Raw genomic sequence first — 15,734 nt, forward strand, 5'->3', positions numbered from 1 at the left:
ACCTCTCTCCTCCCGGCACCGCGCTCGCCCGTCGCGCATTGCGCTCCGAGGCGCACGTCCCTGATGTGCGCTGATACGAAAACACGTCCCTGTATTTCGAATCTGCCGGGAGAAGAGAGGTCACCTCGGGCGACGCCGACGCGTACGACTGGCTTTTCGGCGTCGAAGAGCCGGATGGTTTTTCTTCCTTGCTACACCTGCGGGTGGCGGCGTTTCGGCGGAAACGTTGAGTCATGCGCTTCCGCGATCTGATTCGCCTTTCCCTTGACTCCGCCGTGCGGGCGCGCATGCGGAGTGTCATGTTGTTGCTTGCGATGAGTATCGGCGTGGCCGCGGTTATCGCGCTCACTTCTCTGGGCGAAGGCGCGCGGCGCTACGTCGCGGATGAATTTCAGGCGCTGGGCACGCGCATGGTCATTGTCATTCCGGGCCGCTCCGAAACCGGTGGTGTCTCTCCGGGCATGCTTGCGGGTGAAACCCCGCGAGATCTCACATTGGGTGACGCGCTGGCTGTCCAACGTTTGCCTGGCGTCGAGCGCGTGGCGCCGGTTGTCGTCGGTTCGGCGCCGGCGTCGGTGGGCTCGTTGGAGCGGGAGGCGCCGGTGATGGGGTCGAGCGCCGATCTGCAGCCGGTTCATGGCTTCAAGCTCGCGCGTGGCAGCTTTCTTCCTCCAGGTGATTTGACACGCGACACAGCCGTAGCCGTCATCGGCAGCAATATCGCTCGTGAATTATTCCCAGGGCGCGAAGCTATCGGTGGCAACCTCCGCATCGGTGACCGCCGCTTCCGGGTCATCGGGGTGCTGGCGGATCAAGGTCGCATGATCGGCATGGACTCACAGGAGCTCATCATCGTCCCCGTGAGCGCCGCGCAGGCACTGTTCAACACCGAATCGCTGTTCCGTATGCTGATTCAAGCCCATACGCGGGACGATATGACTCGCGTGCGCAATGCCACCATCGAGGCCATCAAGTTGAGGCATCAGGGCGAGGAAGATGTCACCGTCATCACGCAAGATGCCTTGCTCTCGACTTTCGATCGCATCTTCACCGCATTGACACTCACACTTGGCGGCATCGCGTCCATCAGTCTTGCTGTCGCGGGCGTGCTGATCATGAATGTGATGTTGGTGTCCGTGAGTCAGCGGACCAGTGAGGTCGGCCTGCTCAAGGCCATCGGCGCAACGCGCGCGCAGATCACGGCGCTATTTCTGACCGAGGCGATTCTGCTATCCGTGGCCGGTGCGATCACCGGGTTGTTCGTGGGATTCGGCGTTGATTGGATCGTCGGCAACATCTATCCCTCGTTGCCACTGAGCCCGCCGACCTGGGCCGTCGTGCTGGCAATCGTGGTCGCAATCCTCAGTGGCGTCGTCTTTGGGTTGATGCCCGCGCGACGGGCTGCGCGGCTCGATCCGGTGGCAGCGCTGGCGGGGAGGCGCTGATGCGTTTCGCCGATCTGGTGCGGCTCACGACCGGCTCAGTCCGAGCTCACCGACTGCGCGCGGCGCTGACGGCATTGGGTATTGGGATTGGCGTAACGGCCGTCGTGTTGCTCACATCGATCGGCGAGGGAGTGCATCGCTTCGTCGTGTCCGAGTTCACGCAGTTCGGCACGAATATAGTCAGCGTCACGCCCGGCAAAACGAAGACCATGGGTGGATCGATCGGCTCGCTGGGCAACGTGCGGCCGCTGACCGTCGACGATGCCGAAGCGTTGGGACGCGCGCCGTATGTGATATCGACCAATGCGATGGTGCAAGGAAACGCGGAGGTTGAAGCACTGGGGCGCAAGCGGCGGACGACGGTGTATGGCGTCGGGCATTCGTTTGCAGAGGCGTTTCGGTTCGAAGTGGCGGAAGGCGAGTTCTTGCCGGCGGACGATCCGCGCGCGCCGCGTTCTCTCGCCGTGCTCGGGAGCAAGATGTTTCACGAGCTGTTTCGCGGTGAGAACGCGTTGGGGAAGACGATTCGCGTCGGCGGGCAGCGTTATCGGGTCGCCGGCGTGATGAAGCCCAAGGGCACGACGTTGGGATTCGATCTCGACGATACGGTTTACATTCCCACGGCGAAGTCGCTCGAGCTGTTCGATCGGGACAGTGTGTTCGAGATCCAGCTGCGACATGAGTCGGGCGTGTCGGTGGACGAAGTTGTGTCGGGCATTCGTAAGATCCTGTCCGCGAGGCACGGCGATGAGGATTTCACGATCACGACCCAGCAGCAGATGCTGGATACGCTCGGCTCGGTGTTGAGCGTGCTGACGTTCGCGGTCGGCGCGCTGGGCAGCATCTCGCTGCTGGTCGGAGGCGTGGGCATCTTCACCATCATGACCATCGGCGTCAGCGAGCGCACCGGCGAGATCGGCTTGCTCCGCGCGCTCGGAGCGCAGAAGAACCAAGTCCTGGGGGTGTTTCTTTCCGAAGCCGTCGTGCTATCGGCGCTCGGTGGCCTCGCCGGTCTCGCTGCCGGGCTCGGCATCGCGGCGGTGCTGGATATCGCCGTGCCGGCGCTGCCGGTGAGTTATTCGCCGATGTTCATTATCGCGGCGGAGTCGTTGGCGCTGGCGGTGGGATTGATTGCGGGCATCTTGCCGGCAATACGAGCGGCAGGACTGGAGCCGGTGGAGGCGCTTAGGACGGACTGAAGACCGTTATGCCAGCGCCCGCTGCATCAACAGGAACTGCTCCGTGATCGGCATGGTCGGCATCGTGAAATAGAACACCGCGCCTTGGTTCGGCTTGCCTTCGGCCCAGATGCGTCCCCCGTGGCGGTCGATGATTCGGGCGACGGTGGCGAGGCCGACCCCGGTGCCTTCGAATTCGGCGGCGCCGTGCAGGCGTTGGAAGGGTTTGAACAGTTTCTGTTCGTGGGCCATGTCGAAGCCGGCGCCGTTGTCCCGGACGAACAGTGTCGCCATCGAGCCGTGTTGCGACTGGCCGACCTCGATGCGGGCGTGCTCGGTGCGCGAGGTGAACTTCCAGGCGTTCGCCAGCAGATTCACGAACAGGTCGCTGATCAGCCGGCGGTCGCCGTGAACGCTCATGCCGGGCTGAATCTCCACCTCGACGTTGCGCGACGGGTCTTTCTGTCGCAGATCCTGAAAGATGCTTTCCGCCAGCGCGCTCACGTCGATGATCTCTCGATGCAGCGTGTGGCGTGAGATGCGCGACAGCGCCAGCAGCGCGTCGATCAGCTCCGACATCTGTTTCACGCTGCCTTGAATGCGGGTCAGTCGACGGCGTTGCTCTTCGTTGGCATTGGGCAGCGACAGCTCGAGCAGGCCGGCCTGGCCTGCGATGGTCGTCAACGGCGAGCGCAGGTCATGCGAGACGGAGGCGGTGAACGCTTCGAGCTCGCGATTGGCGCGCGCGAGGGATTCGTTGGCATCGCGCAGCTGGCGCTGGCTGGGCACGGACAGGATCACCGGCAAGTAGCGCCACAACAGGATCGCCGTCGGTACCGAGGCGGCCGCGGTGATGACTTTGATGATCCCTTCGAGCCAGTAATCGGTGTGCCAGACATTCCACACGTTCATCACGTGCGTGAGTCCGCACGACACGATGAAGACGCCGAACGCCACCAGCAGCCAGTTGAACGGCAGGTCGCGGCGCCGTCGCGCCAGATAGATGAGCACGAACGGGATGGTGAAATAGGCCATCGCGATCAGGATGTCGGCAACGACATGCATCCAGAGGATGCCCGGGGTCCACATATAGCAGTGTCCGTGTGGCAAAAAGTGTTCGCCGCTAAACCAGGACACGGTGCTGTCGGGCATGCGCCTAGCCACTCCTTCTAATAACGCCGCGCATTGTAAGCCGTCCATCGCGGCCCAAACGCAATCCCGGCGCGGGTTTGTGTTCACGGCTGTCGCAAAAGCATGACCTCGTTCGTCTTCATTTCAGCGTTCAATGCGCGGCTGCATCGACGCCATGAAGAGCAGCGAAGTTGGCCGCTTCGCCGGGGCCCGCGAAATGCGCAAGCCCTCGGACTGTGAAGCGGACGTCCGCGGCTGACTAACTGGTACTTTACGCAGCCCGGTTTCGCTGTTCGGATAGTTTAGAAAAATTCACAGGATTCTACCATTGAGCAATGGTGGCGAAGGGATGATTGCGACTTGTATTCAATTTTCTGAACTGCTCCGATCACGGGTCGGCGCGCCGGGCGAGGCCCGGTCCCGGCGGCGGGGTATGAAATCCAGCGCTCTGCATAGCGGAAAGTTATTACACGCTGTACCGGCTGGACGGTATATTCACCGTCCAGTCGGTACAGCGAGGTTGTCCATGGCGGAAGTCGCGCCCAATACGATGAGCCCGGCTCGCGAGCGGATCCTCGAAGCGGCGGAGCGAGTTGTCGGTGACGTCGGCGCGGCGCGCATGACGCTCGATGGCGTGGCTCAGGCGGCGGGCGTGAGTAAGGGCGGGTTGCTCTATCACTTCCCCTCCAAAGAGTCATTGCTCGGCGCGCTGGCCAAGCGCTATGTAGAGAGCATGACGGACTGTGTGGAGCAGGCGAAAACGGGCACCGGTGAGACCGATGGCCGGGATCTCAAAGCCTGCATCGTCGGTATTCTCGCGCAGCAGCCCCGGGCCAAGATCGCTGGCATGGGCGCGGCGCTGTTCGCCGCCGCGGCGAACGATTTGACCCTGCTGGAAGTGATTCGTGAGCGCATCGCCGAGTACACGAAGCAGCTCGAGAGCAGCAATGTGGAATTTGCTCGGGCCGCCGTCGTGACGCTGGCGATCGACGGCCTGATGATGCGTGAGTCGTTGCGCATTTCTTGTTTCACCGAGGAACAGCGTGAGCGTGTAGTTCAGCAGCTGCTGCAGATTGCCGATGAGGCGTATCGCTAGAGGCTTGGCCTTGCGCTCACCCGGTAGTTGAAGGAAGCCGGGACTCCCGTCCCAAGCCACCCGTGTTTCATCGCCCGAGCGCTTGCGCTCGCGGCCACGTTTTTTAGTTTGTCAGGTAGACGCATATGAACGTCATTCGTCAGTCCTTCGTGAGGTCTCTGGTTGCCATCGCTGTCAGCGCGGTTTTGCTGACGGCCTGCGGCAAGGGACAGGATCAGCAGCATGCGATGCCGCCGCCGGAAGTCACCGTGCAGACGGTGGAGAAGAATCCGGTGCCGCTGGATCTCACATACACCGCCCGCACCGTCGGCTCGCGCGAAGTTGAAGTGCGCGCCCGCGTCGGCGGCATTTTGCTCAAGCGCCGCTATGAAGAAGGCGGGTCGGTGAAACAGGGTCAGCCGATGTTTCTGATCGACCCCGAGCCGGTGCGTGCGCGCCTGGCGTCCGCTCGCGCCGACGTTGCGGTGGCCAAGGCACGCCTGGAAGAGGCGCGTCGCCAGCACGATCGCGTGCTGCCGCTGTTCGAGAAGAATGCAGTGAGTCAGAGCCGTCGCGATGAAGTCGTGTCGGCGTTCGAAGTGGCGCAGGCGAGTCTCGAGGCGGCCCGCTCGGCGCAGCGGATGGCCGAGCTCGATCTCGAATACACCGACGTGCGTGCGCCGATCTCGGGCTTGACCAGTCGCGAAGTGATGTCCGAGGGCAGCCTCGTGTCCACCGAGCAGAGCTCCAGCCTGTTGACCAGGATCGTGCAGGTCGATCCGTTGTATATCGAGTTCTCGGTGCCCGAGGCCGAGGCGTCGATCATTCGCGGCTCGCTCGCGCCGGCCAACAAACTGCCGGCGCCGACCGTGCGGCTGTTGCTGGAGAACGGCAAGGAATATCCGGACAGCGCCAAGGTCACCTTCGTCGATAACGCCGTCGATGTGAATTCCGGCACCGTGCGGGTGCGCGCCGTGTTGAAGAACGCGGAGGCGCAGCTGTTCCCCGGTCAGTTCATTCGGGCGCGCGTCGAGGGCGTGCAGCTGAGCAGTGTCGTGGCCGTGCCGCGCAAGGCCATCATGTCGAGCGCGCAGGGTCAGTTCATCTGGGTGGTGAATGGCGAGCAGAAAGTGGAGTTCCGCCCGGTGCAGGTCGGCCGCTCGTTCGGCAACAACATCATCGTCACCGAAGGGCTGGCGCCCGGCGATCGTTACATCGTCGAAGGCGTGCTCAAGGTGCAGCCCGGCATTCAAGTGAGCGCCGTCGGTCCCGACGCTCCGTCCAAGCAGGCTGAGCAGCAGCCGGCGAAGAAGGAGACCGCATGATTTCCAAGTTCTTCATCACGCGGCCGATCTTCGCCTGCGTCATCTCGGCGTTCATCGTGATCGCCGGATTGGGCGGCATGATCTCGCTGCCCATCTCCGCCTATCCGAACATCATTCCGCCCTCGGTGACGGTGGCCGCGGTCTATCCGGGCGCGACCGCCGAGACCATCGCGGACACGGTTGCCGCGCCGCTGGAAAAGGAAATCAACGGCGTCGAAGGCATGCTGTACATGAGCTCGGTCAACTCGGGCAACGGTACGCTGATGATCACGGTGACGTTCAACATCGGCACCAACCCCGATATGAACGCGGTCAACGTCAACAACCGCATCCAGGCCGCCGTGCCGCGCTTGCCCGAGGAAGTGCGGCGCCAGGGCGTGGTGGTGCGCAAGGCATCGACCACGTTCCTGCAGATCATTTCCATTCACTCGCCCGACAACAGCGTCGACATGCTGACCATGAGCAGTTACGTCACGCTCAACGTGGTCGACGAGCTGCGTCGCATTCCCGGCATCGGCGACCTGCAGATGTTCGGCCAGGATTATTCCATCCGCATCTGGATGCAGCCGGACAAGCTGGCTCAGCTCGGTCTCACGCCTTCCGACGTCGCCGCGGCGGTTCGTCAGCAGAACTCGCAGTACGCGGCGGGTCAGGTCGGTGTCGAGCCGGTGAGTCAGCACGTCGACTTCACTTACGCGGTGACTGCGCAAGGCCGTCTGCAAGAGCCCGAAGAGTTCGAGCAGATCGTCGTGCACACGACCGACTCCGGTGGCGTCGTGCGCTTGAAGGATGTGGCTCGCGTCGAGCTGGGGGCGCAGACCTACAGCAACCAGGCGACGATCAACGGCAAGCGTGCCGTGATGATGGCGCTGGTGTTGCAGCCGGGCGCGAACGCGTTGGAAACCGGCTCTGCTGTACAGAACCGCCTGGCGGAGTTGTCCAAAGACTTTCCCAAGGGCATGACTTACTCCATTCCCTACGACACCATTCAATACGTGAAGGTGTCGATCAAGGAAGTGATCAAGACGCTGCTGGAAGCGATGGTGCTGGTGTTCTGTGTCGTGCTGCTGTTCCTGCAGAACTGGCGCGCCACCATCATCCCGATGCTGGCCGTGCCGGTGTCGCTGATCGGCACGTTCGCGGCCATGTTCGCGTTCGGGTTCTCGATCAACATGCTGACGTTGTTCGGCATGGTGCTGGCGATCGGTATCGTGGTGGACGACGCCATCGTGGTGCTCGAGAACGTCGAGCGCATCATGACGACCGAGAACCTGCCGGCGCCGCAAGCCACCGAGAAGGCGATGGAAGAGGTGACGCGTCCCGTCATCGCCATCGTGCTGGTGCTGACCGCGGTGTTCATGCCGGTGGCGTTCCTCGGCGGTCTGGTCGGCGAAATGTATCGACAGTTCGCGGTCACCATCGCGGTGTCGGTCGTGATCTCCGGCTTCGTGGCGCTGACATTGACGCCGGCGTTGTGCGCGCTGCTGTTGAAGCACGATCACATGGTGAAGAACCGCTTCCTGGAAGGCTTCAACCGGTGGTTCGACCGGGTGACGCATCGCTACGAGAGCGGCGTGCGCTTCGTGATGAGGCGCGCGGCGATGGCCGCCGGCATCTTCGTGGTGATGTTGGTCGCGGTGGTCGGTCTGTTCCGTGCTCTGCCGACATCGCTCGCGCCGTCGGAAGACCAGGGCTACGTGTTCGTCATCGGCTTCCTGCAGGACGCGGCTTCGCTGGATCGTACGGTGAAGTCGGTCCAGGCCGTGGCCGATGGCGTGCGTGGTCACCCCGCGGTTGCGAATGCCGTGGCCGTGGCTGGCATGGACCCGCTGACTCAGGCGATGAAGACCAACAGCGGCATCATCTGGTTGCCGATGAAGCCCTGGGACGAACGCAAGAGCGACGATCTGTCGCCCAAGGCGCTGGTCGGTGCCGTGTTCGGCGCCGGCGCGCAGGTGAAGGACGGCTTCTTCTTCGCCGTCGAGCCGCCGCCGATCGAAGGGTTGTCGATGACCGGCGGTTTCGAGGCCTATATCCAGTCGCGGGGCAGCGGCTCGATCAAGGATCTCGAAGGCGTCACGCAGAAGATCGTGGCTGCAGCCAATAAACGTCCGGAACTCGCCGGTACGCAGACCACGTTCAGCGCCAGCGTGCCTCAGATGCGCATCGATCTGGATCGCGAGAAGGCGATCACGCTCGGTGTGGAAGTGGGTCAGGTGTTCGAAACGTTACAGAGCACGTTCGGTGCGCTGTATGTGAACGACTTCAACCGCAACGGTCGCGTCTATCAGGTGCAGCTGCAATCGGAGCCGCGCTTCCGTGCGTATCCGGAAGATATTCGTAACGTGTACGTGCGCTCGAAGAAGGGCGAGCTGGTGCCGCTCACCGCGCTCGCCAACATTCGTGAAGTGACCGGCGCGGAAATCGTCGAGCGCTTCAACGCGTTCACGTCCGCGAAGATCATGGGCGCGGCGGCACCGGGCTACAGCTCGGGCGATGCGTTGAAGGCGATCGAGGCGGTGGCCAAAGAAACGTTGCCGCCGGGCTATCAGCTGGCGTTCACCGGCACGGCGTATCAGGAGAAAGTCAGTGGCGGCGCTTCGCAGGGCGTGTATCTGCTCGGCGTGCTGATGGTGTTCCTGATTCTCGCCGCGCAGTTCGAGCGCTGGACGTTGCCGGTGGCGGTGATTCTGGCCGTGCCGTTCGCCGCGTTCGGTGCGTTCCTGGCGGTGTTTGCGCGCGGCCTGGCGAACGACATCTACTTCCAGATCGGCATGCTGACCTTGATCGGTCTGGCGGCCAAGAATGCGATTCTGATCGTCGAGTTCGCGCTGATGAAGTATCACGAAGGCATGGGCCTGATGGAGGCGGCGATCGAAGGCGCCAAGCTGCGGTTCCGTCCCATCATCATGACTTCGCTGGCGCTGATCTTCGGTGTGCTGCCGCTGGCGCTGAGCACCGGCGCCGGTGCCAACAGCCGTCATTCGCTCGGCACGAGCGTGATCGGCGGCATGCTGGCGGCGACGTTCATCGCGACGTTGTTCGTGCCGCTGTTCTTCAAGTGGATCGCCGGCGCCAAGGGCGGCGAGGCCTACGACGACGAACATGGCAAGGGTAAGCCCCATGGGGGCGTGCAGCCGAAACCGGCCGCGCCCAAAGAATCGAATTAGAGAGGCGAATTGAGAGTGACCTCATGAGCAGGCAAGTAATAAAAACCGCGGCTCGAGTGACGCTGGTGGCGGCCATTGCCGCCGCCCTCGGCGGCTGCTTCGTGTCGAAAGTGGATCCGCAGAAGCCGGAGTTGCCGCTGCCGGACGCTCTGCCGCAGCAGGCCGCGCAGACGTCGCCGCTGCCGAATCCGTGGTGGACGTTGTTCGACGATGCGAAGCTCAACGAGCTGATCGTCGAAGCGATGAAACACAACCCGGATGCGCAGATCGCGGCGGCTCGGGTGATGGAGGCGCGTTCCTATCTGCGTATCGCCAACGCGGATCGGCTGCCGACCGTGAACCTCGAAGGCAATGTCACTCGCACCAAGCAGAGTGAGTTGTCGCTTGCGGAGCAGGGTCTGGAGAATGTGCCGGGGGTGAGGACGACTCAGACCGGGTACACCGTGCAGGGTACGGTTGCGTATGAGCTGGACCTGTGGGGTAAGTATCAGCGTGCTTCGGAATCGGCGCGTGCGCAGCTGTTGAACTCTGAATATGGCCGCGAAGCGACCAAGCTCAGTCTCACTGGCGAAGTGGCCCGCACGTACTACTCGTTGATCGCGGCCGCCGAGCAGCTGGCTCGCGGGCGCGACACGTTGAAGTCGCGCGAAGAGGCGTCGGATCTGGAGAAGCTGCGATACGAGTCGGGCGAGAGCGATGAATTCACATTCAAGCGCGCCGAAGCCGACGCTGCGGCGACTCGCGTGTCGACCCGTCAGCTCGAACTGCAGGTCGTGCAGTTCACGAATGCTCTCGGTGCGTTGTTGGGTCGCTCACCGAAAGCGTTGGTCGATGAGGCCATCAGCGTGCAGGGTGTGAATTTGCCGTCGTCGGTGCAGTTGCCGGCGGCGCTGCCGTCGGCCGTGTTGTCGCAGCGTCCTGACATCGGTGCGGCCGAGGCGGCACTCAATGCGTCGGCGGCGGATATCGGTGTCGCGCGCGCTCAGTTGTTCCCGAGCATCAGCATCACTGGTGCGTACGGTTCGGCGAGCCCCGAGCTGGACAGCTTGTTTACCGGCCCGGCGAAGATCTGGTCGGCGACGGGGGGCATTCTGCAGCCCATCTTCCAGGGCGGTCGGTTGCGCGCGAACGTTTCTCGCGCGGAAGCGGTGAGAGAACAGCGCAAGTCGGAATACGCACGCACTGTGCAGCAGGCGTTCCGCGAAGTGCTGGATTCTCTGCAGGGACAGACGCTGATTGCCGGAGTGCGTGAAGCGAACGATCAGCAGGTCGCGGCGCTGAGCCGTGCGACTGAGCTGGCGGAGCTGCGTTACGCTCAGGGCGATATCTCTTATCTGGAGCTGCTCGACGTGCGCCGTGGGTTGTATCAGGCGCAGATCGATCTGGTCGCGGCCCGACGCGACGCGTTGCTCAACACGATCGACCTGGCGCTCGCGGTGGGCGGCGGGTTGGGCGATCAGGCAGAGCCTCTGACGGCGCGGCGTTAAGGGTAGGAGCGCCTCCGGCGCGTGTTAACGGACACGGCGGAGGCTCCGTCTAGCGGATGTTGCTGGATGAACCTCACTTGGCTCGAAGCGCTCCAGGTCTGAGCACTGTGATCTTGCTGGACGTCTCCTCGGGGGAGACGTCCCTGGTGGTGGGCACCGGCCGTGACCACTCCGAGTGCTTCAGCCACTCTTCCAATTCTTTCGCCGGCAGCGGCCGGCTCATCAAATAACCCTGCGCCTGATCGCAGCCGTACACGCGCAGGGTGCGCAGATCCGCTTCGTCCTCGACGCCTTCCGCGACCACCTTCAATCCCAGGCTGTGACCCAGCTCGATGGTGGAGCGCACGATGGTCGCCGTCGTTGAATCGCTCATCTGTTTCACGAAGGAACGATCGATCTTCAACTCGTCCACCGGCAATCGCGCGACGTAACTCAGCGACGAATACCCGGTACCGTAATCGTCGATGGAAAGCTTGATGCCCAGATCATGCAGCCGCTCCAGCACGCGCTGGGCGTGCGCGGGATCTTCCATGAAACCGCTTTCGGTGATTTCGAGGCACAACAGCGAAGCAGGCGTGCCGTAGCGATCCAGCAATTGCACGATCAGGTCCGGCAGCTCCCGATTGAGCAGGTCGCGCGCCGAAATGTTCACGGACACTTGCAGCGGCGTGCCGTTCGAGCGCCATTGCCCGCACTGACGAATGGCCTGTTCGAGCACCCAGCGGGTCAGCACTTTGATGTAGCCGGTGTGTTCCGCGAAGGGAATGAACTCGGCCGGCGAGACGAAGCCGCGACGTGGATGTTCCCAACGGATCAGCGCTTCCACGCCTTCGACCACGCCTGACGTGAGCCCGACCTTCGGCTGGTAATACACGCGCAGCTGATGGCCCTCCACCGCCTGGCGAATTTCACTGAGCAGCGACAAGTGTTCCTGCTGGTGCGTGTCGTAGCTCGCGTCGTACACCGCGTAGCCGCCCTTGTTTCGCTTGGCGACATACATGGCGATGTCGGCGTTACGGAGCAGCTTGCTGCTGTTCTCGCCGTGCTCGGGGAAGTGGGCGATACCGATACTGCTGCCGACGTCGAGCGGCTGATCTTCGTAGCGAATAGGATGCTCGAGTGCCTGGAGAATCTTCATCGCCACCTTGGTGACGTGGCGCTCGTCGACGTTCTCCAGCAGAATCGCAAACTCATCGCCGCCCAGGCGCGCAATGGTGTCCGCCTGACGAAGCAGCGCGCTCAAACGGTTCGCCACTTCGCGCAGCACGTGATCGCCGACGCCGTGCCCCAGCGAGTCGTTGACGTACTTGAAGCGATCCAGGTCCATCATCAGCACGCTCAGCGTCGCGCCGGTGCGATGCGCGTTCAGGATGGCGTGTTCGAGCCGGTCATGAAACAGCGCGCGATTCGGCAAGTCCGTGAGCGTGTCGCGATAGGCGAGTCGCAGGATTTCCCGCTCACGCTCGGCGATGCCTTCGCGCATGTGATTGAGCGTGGAGGCGAGCGCGCCGATCTCATCAGAACGGGTCACGCTGACCGGATTGGAGTAGTCGCCGTCCTGAATGCGTGCCGCCGCTTTGGTGAGGTGAGTGATCGGCCGGGTGATGTTCAACGCAATCGCCACCGCGCCGCCGATGGACAGCAACATGCTGACGATGCCGAGCGCAGCCAGGGTTTGCTGGAGCCGATTGAAGGCGGCCACGGCCGTTGCAACCGAGCGCTGCAGGACTGCGACGAGCGCGCGGTCGCCGTGACGATCGAAAGTGATGACCTTCAGCTGTTGCTCGTTCTCTCCAGCGCCGAAGGAGTGAACGAGTGCGGCGCCTGGCAGTGCCGGCAATTGAGCGGCGAGATCGACCGCGGATGGTCCGAGGGTCGAGGCCAGCACGCCCCATTGGTGATCGCCGTCGTGTCGTTCGAGGAAGGACACTTGCAGCGAGGTGAGCTGCTGCAGCTCGGACACGACGTTGTCGTCGATGACGAAACCCACCGCGATCCACGCCGTCGGCATCGGCGTCAGCACGGGCACCACGACCAGCTGATAGGCGCGGCCGTTGATCACTTCGATGGATGACGCACCACCTTCACGGTCGGCCTGATCGATCAGCTGCGGGAATTCGAACAAGCGACCGCGCTCGTTGCTCGCGATCGTGTCCGCGACGACGCGACGATCGAGCGACACCAGCAGCGTCATGTCGGCCTTGATACGGCCGCCATGATTGGTCAACGCGGAGACGACGGTATCCTGATCGCCGCTGGCAACGGCTTCGCGGAGTGCGTAGTCCGCGGCCATGACGCGAGCCGCCTGCGCCAGCCGCTCACGATTCTGTTCGAGCAGGCGGGCGAAAACGCGTTCGCCGACGTCCAGCTCGGCGACGATTTTCTCGCGCGCATTGGTCGAATTCGCGCGGCTTACCACGACATAGGCGACGACCTGCACCACCGCCAGCAACGCCACGACGAACACGATGATGCGGGTGCGGAGTCGACGGGTCATGGCGATGCGGGTCAGGCGGCGAACGGCCGGGAATTGAACATAGCGGCAGCCTACGCATTGCCGATTTCGACAAATGTTAACCGGCTCACAGCCGGGTTCTCCCCGTAGTGGCCGTCCTGCGAAAAGGCCCGCTTGGCGCGAAACTGCGACGCCGGTCTCAGCCCATCGGCGTGGAAAAACATTCTTCGCATGCATCCCTGTGTTGCAAAAAGTACAAGAGAAACATTCCAAAACCGCCTGAAACAAAGCATTTGCGCGTTGTGCAGCGGCGGCACGCGAGCTGCATAGCTTGCCCAGGATTTTTCTGACGTGGCCGAGGACCTTTCCGAAAGTCACGAGCGTTGTCTGCATCGCGCACGAGTGGCGGCGCGAGAACTGCGAGGGGAACATCGAATGCGCGTCATGTCGCGGGAGTCACAGCGCTCTCGTTCCGAATTGATTCAGCGTTGTCGCCAGGTGGCGATCGGCGTCTCAATGGCATTGTCCATCGCCGCGTGCGGTGGCGGAGGAGGCGGCGGTGGCGGCACCAGCGCACCCGTTCAGCAACAGCCGCAGAATGCGGCGCCGACCGTGCAGGCCGGCACCGATCAAACAATCGAGTTGCCAACGGCGACCGCGCAGTTGAGCGGCTCGGCCACCGATGACTCTTCCACTTCGACTCTCACCTATGCATGGACCGCGACCAGCGGCCCGAGCGGTGTGACATTCGGTACGGCGAGCGCAGCCGCGACGAGTGTGACGTTTCCTGGCGCCGGCACTTATGTGCTCACATTGACGGTGAGCGATGGCAGCCTGAGCGGCACGGACACGGTGAGCGTCACGGTGGGCGCGGCAGTGTATCCGGCGTCGGATTCGACCAACAGTGATCCTACGAATCATGGCTGGACCAAGGTGGCCGCCGCCGATGTCGGTATGAATCAGGCGATGCTGGATCAGGCGGCGACTTATGCGCAGACCGCTGGCACCGCGATTCCTGGCAGTGCCGGAATGATCGTGCGCAAGGGGCGGCTGGTGCACTCGTGGGGCGATATCGACGAACGTTTCGACATGAAGTCGACGACCAAGTCGATGGGCGGGATCGCGCTCGGTATTGCTATCGACAGCGGCGCCATTGCGCTCACTGATACGGCACAGAGTCGCTACGCGGCGTTCGGCGCAAAGCCGATTTCGAACGTGGCCACCGGCTATCTGGATGACATCACGATTCAACAGCTGGCGACTCATACCGCTGGATTCACCAAGTATGCCGGCTGGGGCATTTCTTCAAGCGACTCCACCACCTCCACGTTGCAGTATGCCCCGGGCACGAACTGGTCTTATTCGGACAGCGGCTTGAACTGGCTGGCCGAAGTGTTGACTACCGTGTTCAACGAAGACCTGGCGACGGTGCTCGGAACGCGAGTGTGGACGACGTTGGGCTTGAACAGCACCTACGGGCTGGCCGCCGGCGCCGCGTCGGATATCCATTGGCGCAACAACGCGAATCGCGATCAGACAGGTTATGTGCCTCCCAACCGCGAGTTGGCCTCTGGCATGTTCGCCAACCCCAACGCCATGGCGCGGGTCGGTCTGCTGTTCCTGCGCAACGGCGTCTGGGGCGAGCAGCGCGTTCTGTCCGAGTCGTTCGTGAACACCGTCCACACCCCGGTGCCTGCAAATGCCCCGCTCGCCAATCCCCTTGCATCGGACTACCCGGGCGCCACCACCAATTACGGCGTTCTCTGGTGGACCAATGCCAACGGTCAGCTACCGAACGTTCCTCGCGATGCTTACTGGGCCTGGGGCCTCGGTGACAGCCTGATCGTCGTCATTCCGAGCCTGGATCTCGTCGTAGTTCGTGCCGGCGATCAACACGAGGGAGCGGCACGCGATGCGGCTGCCACGCCTGGTCAACGCGTTTGGCACGACACCGACTGGAACGGCGACTACGCCGTGCTCGCTCCGTTCCTCGATCCGATCGTTCAGTCCGTGAGTCAGTAACAGTCGCGCAGGGTGAGTCGAGGGCGCGCGTCCGAATGATCTTCGGCGCGCGCCTTTGGCGTTTTGGCTCCAGGGTAAAGCGGCTCGCCTGACCCGATCCCTCCTTGCAGGAGGCGACGATGTCCGACGACGAGCAACTCGCGACCCCCGAGCAGTGGGCCGCGATGACTTTCGACCCCGTGCCGATCGATCCAGGCAAGTTCGGACCGGCGTGGGATCGGGCGCGCGGCTGCGTGGCGCGCACCGCCATCGCGGTGCTGCGTCTCGACGACCGGCAACTCACTCATCACTTCAAGTCACATCCCGAGTCGCTGCTCGAAGCAATGGACACGCACGCCGATCTCCAGGAAGAGCTGGACTATCTCAAGACGCACCTGGAAGCGCTGGAAATGGCGGCCACGCGGGTGTTGTGCGTGGCTTCGCGGCTGTCACTCGGGGTGTAGCGC

Annotated in this window: 10 protein-coding genes; 8 read left to right on the forward strand and 2 right to left on the reverse strand. The window is 63.0% G+C overall.

Annotated features, from left to right (window positions below; translation table 11 throughout):
* Positions 1–299 precede the first annotated feature (299 nt).
* Both EKO19_RS10620 and EKO19_RS10625 read left to right on the forward strand, forming a co-directional pair.
* On the forward strand, positions 300–1,445 hold the full coding sequence (locus EKO19_RS10620; protein ID WP_217705248.1) for an ABC transporter permease: 1,146 nt from the start codon (positions 300–302) through the stop codon (positions 1,443–1,445).
* Positions 1,445–2,644, forward strand: a complete 1,200-nt coding sequence (locus EKO19_RS10625; protein ID WP_129776396.1) for an ABC transporter permease — start codon at positions 1,445–1,447, stop codon at positions 2,642–2,644. Before EKO19_RS10620 ends, EKO19_RS10625 begins: the two co-directional genes overlap by 1 nt.
* Before the next feature lie 6 nt (positions 2,645–2,650).
* Here EKO19_RS10625 and EKO19_RS10630 read toward each other — a convergent pair whose 3' ends face one another.
* A complete protein-coding gene (locus EKO19_RS10630) occupies positions 2,651–3,712 on the reverse strand; it encodes a sensor histidine kinase (protein ID WP_217705249.1) in 1,062 nt (353 codons plus the stop codon).
* Between the two features lie 568 nt (positions 3,713–4,280).
* Here EKO19_RS10630 and EKO19_RS10635 point away from each other — a divergent pair.
* From EKO19_RS10635 to EKO19_RS10650, 4 genes are all read left to right on the forward strand, one after another.
* Positions 4,281–4,850, forward strand: coding sequence for a TetR/AcrR family transcriptional regulator (locus tag EKO19_RS10635; protein ID WP_175597020.1), 570 nt, complete (start codon positions 4,281–4,283; stop codon positions 4,848–4,850).
* 125 nt (positions 4,851–4,975) lie between these two features.
* Positions 4,976–6,154, forward strand: coding sequence for an efflux RND transporter periplasmic adaptor subunit (locus EKO19_RS10640; RefSeq protein WP_129776399.1), 1,179 nt, complete (start codon positions 4,976–4,978; stop codon positions 6,152–6,154).
* Positions 6,151–9,324, forward strand: a complete 3,174-nt coding sequence (locus tag EKO19_RS10645) for an efflux RND transporter permease subunit (RefSeq protein ID WP_246038871.1) — start codon at positions 6,151–6,153, stop codon at positions 9,322–9,324. The genes EKO19_RS10640 and EKO19_RS10645 overlap by 4 nt, the downstream gene beginning before the upstream one ends.
* Before the next feature lie 23 nt (positions 9,325–9,347).
* Positions 9,348–10,811 carry an efflux transporter outer membrane subunit gene (locus EKO19_RS10650; protein WP_129776400.1) on the forward strand — a complete coding sequence of 488 codons (1,464 nt, stop codon included), beginning with the start codon at positions 9,348–9,350 and terminating at the stop codon, positions 10,809–10,811.
* 73 nt (positions 10,812–10,884) lie between these two features.
* Here EKO19_RS10650 and EKO19_RS10655 read toward each other — a convergent pair whose 3' ends face one another.
* The gene (locus tag EKO19_RS10655) at positions 10,885–13,308 is read right to left on the reverse strand and encodes a putative bifunctional diguanylate cyclase/phosphodiesterase (RefSeq protein ID WP_129776401.1); all 2,424 of its coding nucleotides are present in this window, start codon (positions 13,306–13,308) and stop codon (positions 10,885–10,887) included.
* A 474-nt stretch (positions 13,309–13,782) separates the two neighbouring features.
* On the opposite strand from EKO19_RS10655, the gene EKO19_RS10660 reads away from it, so the two are divergent.
* Positions 13,783–15,288: a serine hydrolase domain-containing protein gene (locus EKO19_RS10660; protein WP_157995211.1), complete on the forward strand. Its 1,506-nt coding sequence runs from the start codon at positions 13,783–13,785 to the stop codon at positions 15,286–15,288.
* 119 nt (positions 15,289–15,407) lie between these two features.
* Positions 15,408–15,731 (forward strand): COG5 family protein, encoded by a 324-nt coding sequence (locus EKO19_RS10665; RefSeq protein ID WP_129776403.1) that lies wholly within the window; start codon positions 15,408–15,410, stop codon positions 15,729–15,731.
* Positions 15,732–15,734: the final 3 nt, after the last annotated feature.

It is taken from the genome of Peristeroidobacter soli, assembly GCF_004138485.1.
Lineage (GTDB): Bacteria > Pseudomonadota > Gammaproteobacteria > Steroidobacterales > Steroidobacteraceae > Steroidobacter > Steroidobacter soli.

Coding starts and splice junctions, on each gene's coding strand:
- EKO19_RS10620 (WP_217705248.1), top strand. CDS start 300: ATGTTGTTGCTTGCGATGAGTATCGGCGTGGCCGCGGTTATCGCGCTC.
- EKO19_RS10625 (WP_129776396.1), top strand. CDS start 1,445: ATGCGTTTCGCCGATCTGGTGCGGCTCACGACCGGCTCAGTCCGAGCT.
- EKO19_RS10630 (WP_217705249.1), bottom strand. CDS start 3,712: ATGTGGACCCCGGGCATCCTCTGGATGCATGTCGTTGCCGACATCCTG.
- EKO19_RS10645 (WP_246038871.1), top strand. CDS start 6,151: ATGATTTCCAAGTTCTTCATCACGCGGCCGATCTTCGCCTGCGTCATC.
- EKO19_RS10655 (WP_129776401.1), bottom strand. CDS start 13,308: ATGACCCGTCGACTCCGCACCCGCATCATCGTGTTCGTCGTGGCGTTG.
- EKO19_RS10660 (WP_157995211.1), top strand. CDS start 13,783: ATGGCATTGTCCATCGCCGCGTGCGGTGGCGGAGGAGGCGGCGGTGGC.
- EKO19_RS10640 (WP_129776399.1), top strand. CDS start 4,976: ATGAACGTCATTCGTCAGTCCTTCGTGAGGTCTCTGGTTGCCATCGCT.
- EKO19_RS10665 (WP_129776403.1), top strand. CDS start 15,408: ATGTCCGACGACGAGCAACTCGCGACCCCCGAGCAGTGGGCCGCGATG.
- EKO19_RS10635 (WP_175597020.1), top strand. CDS start 4,281: ATGGCGGAAGTCGCGCCCAATACGATGAGCCCGGCTCGCGAGCGGATC.
- EKO19_RS10650 (WP_129776400.1), top strand. CDS start 9,348: ATGAGCAGGCAAGTAATAAAAACCGCGGCTCGAGTGACGCTGGTGGCG.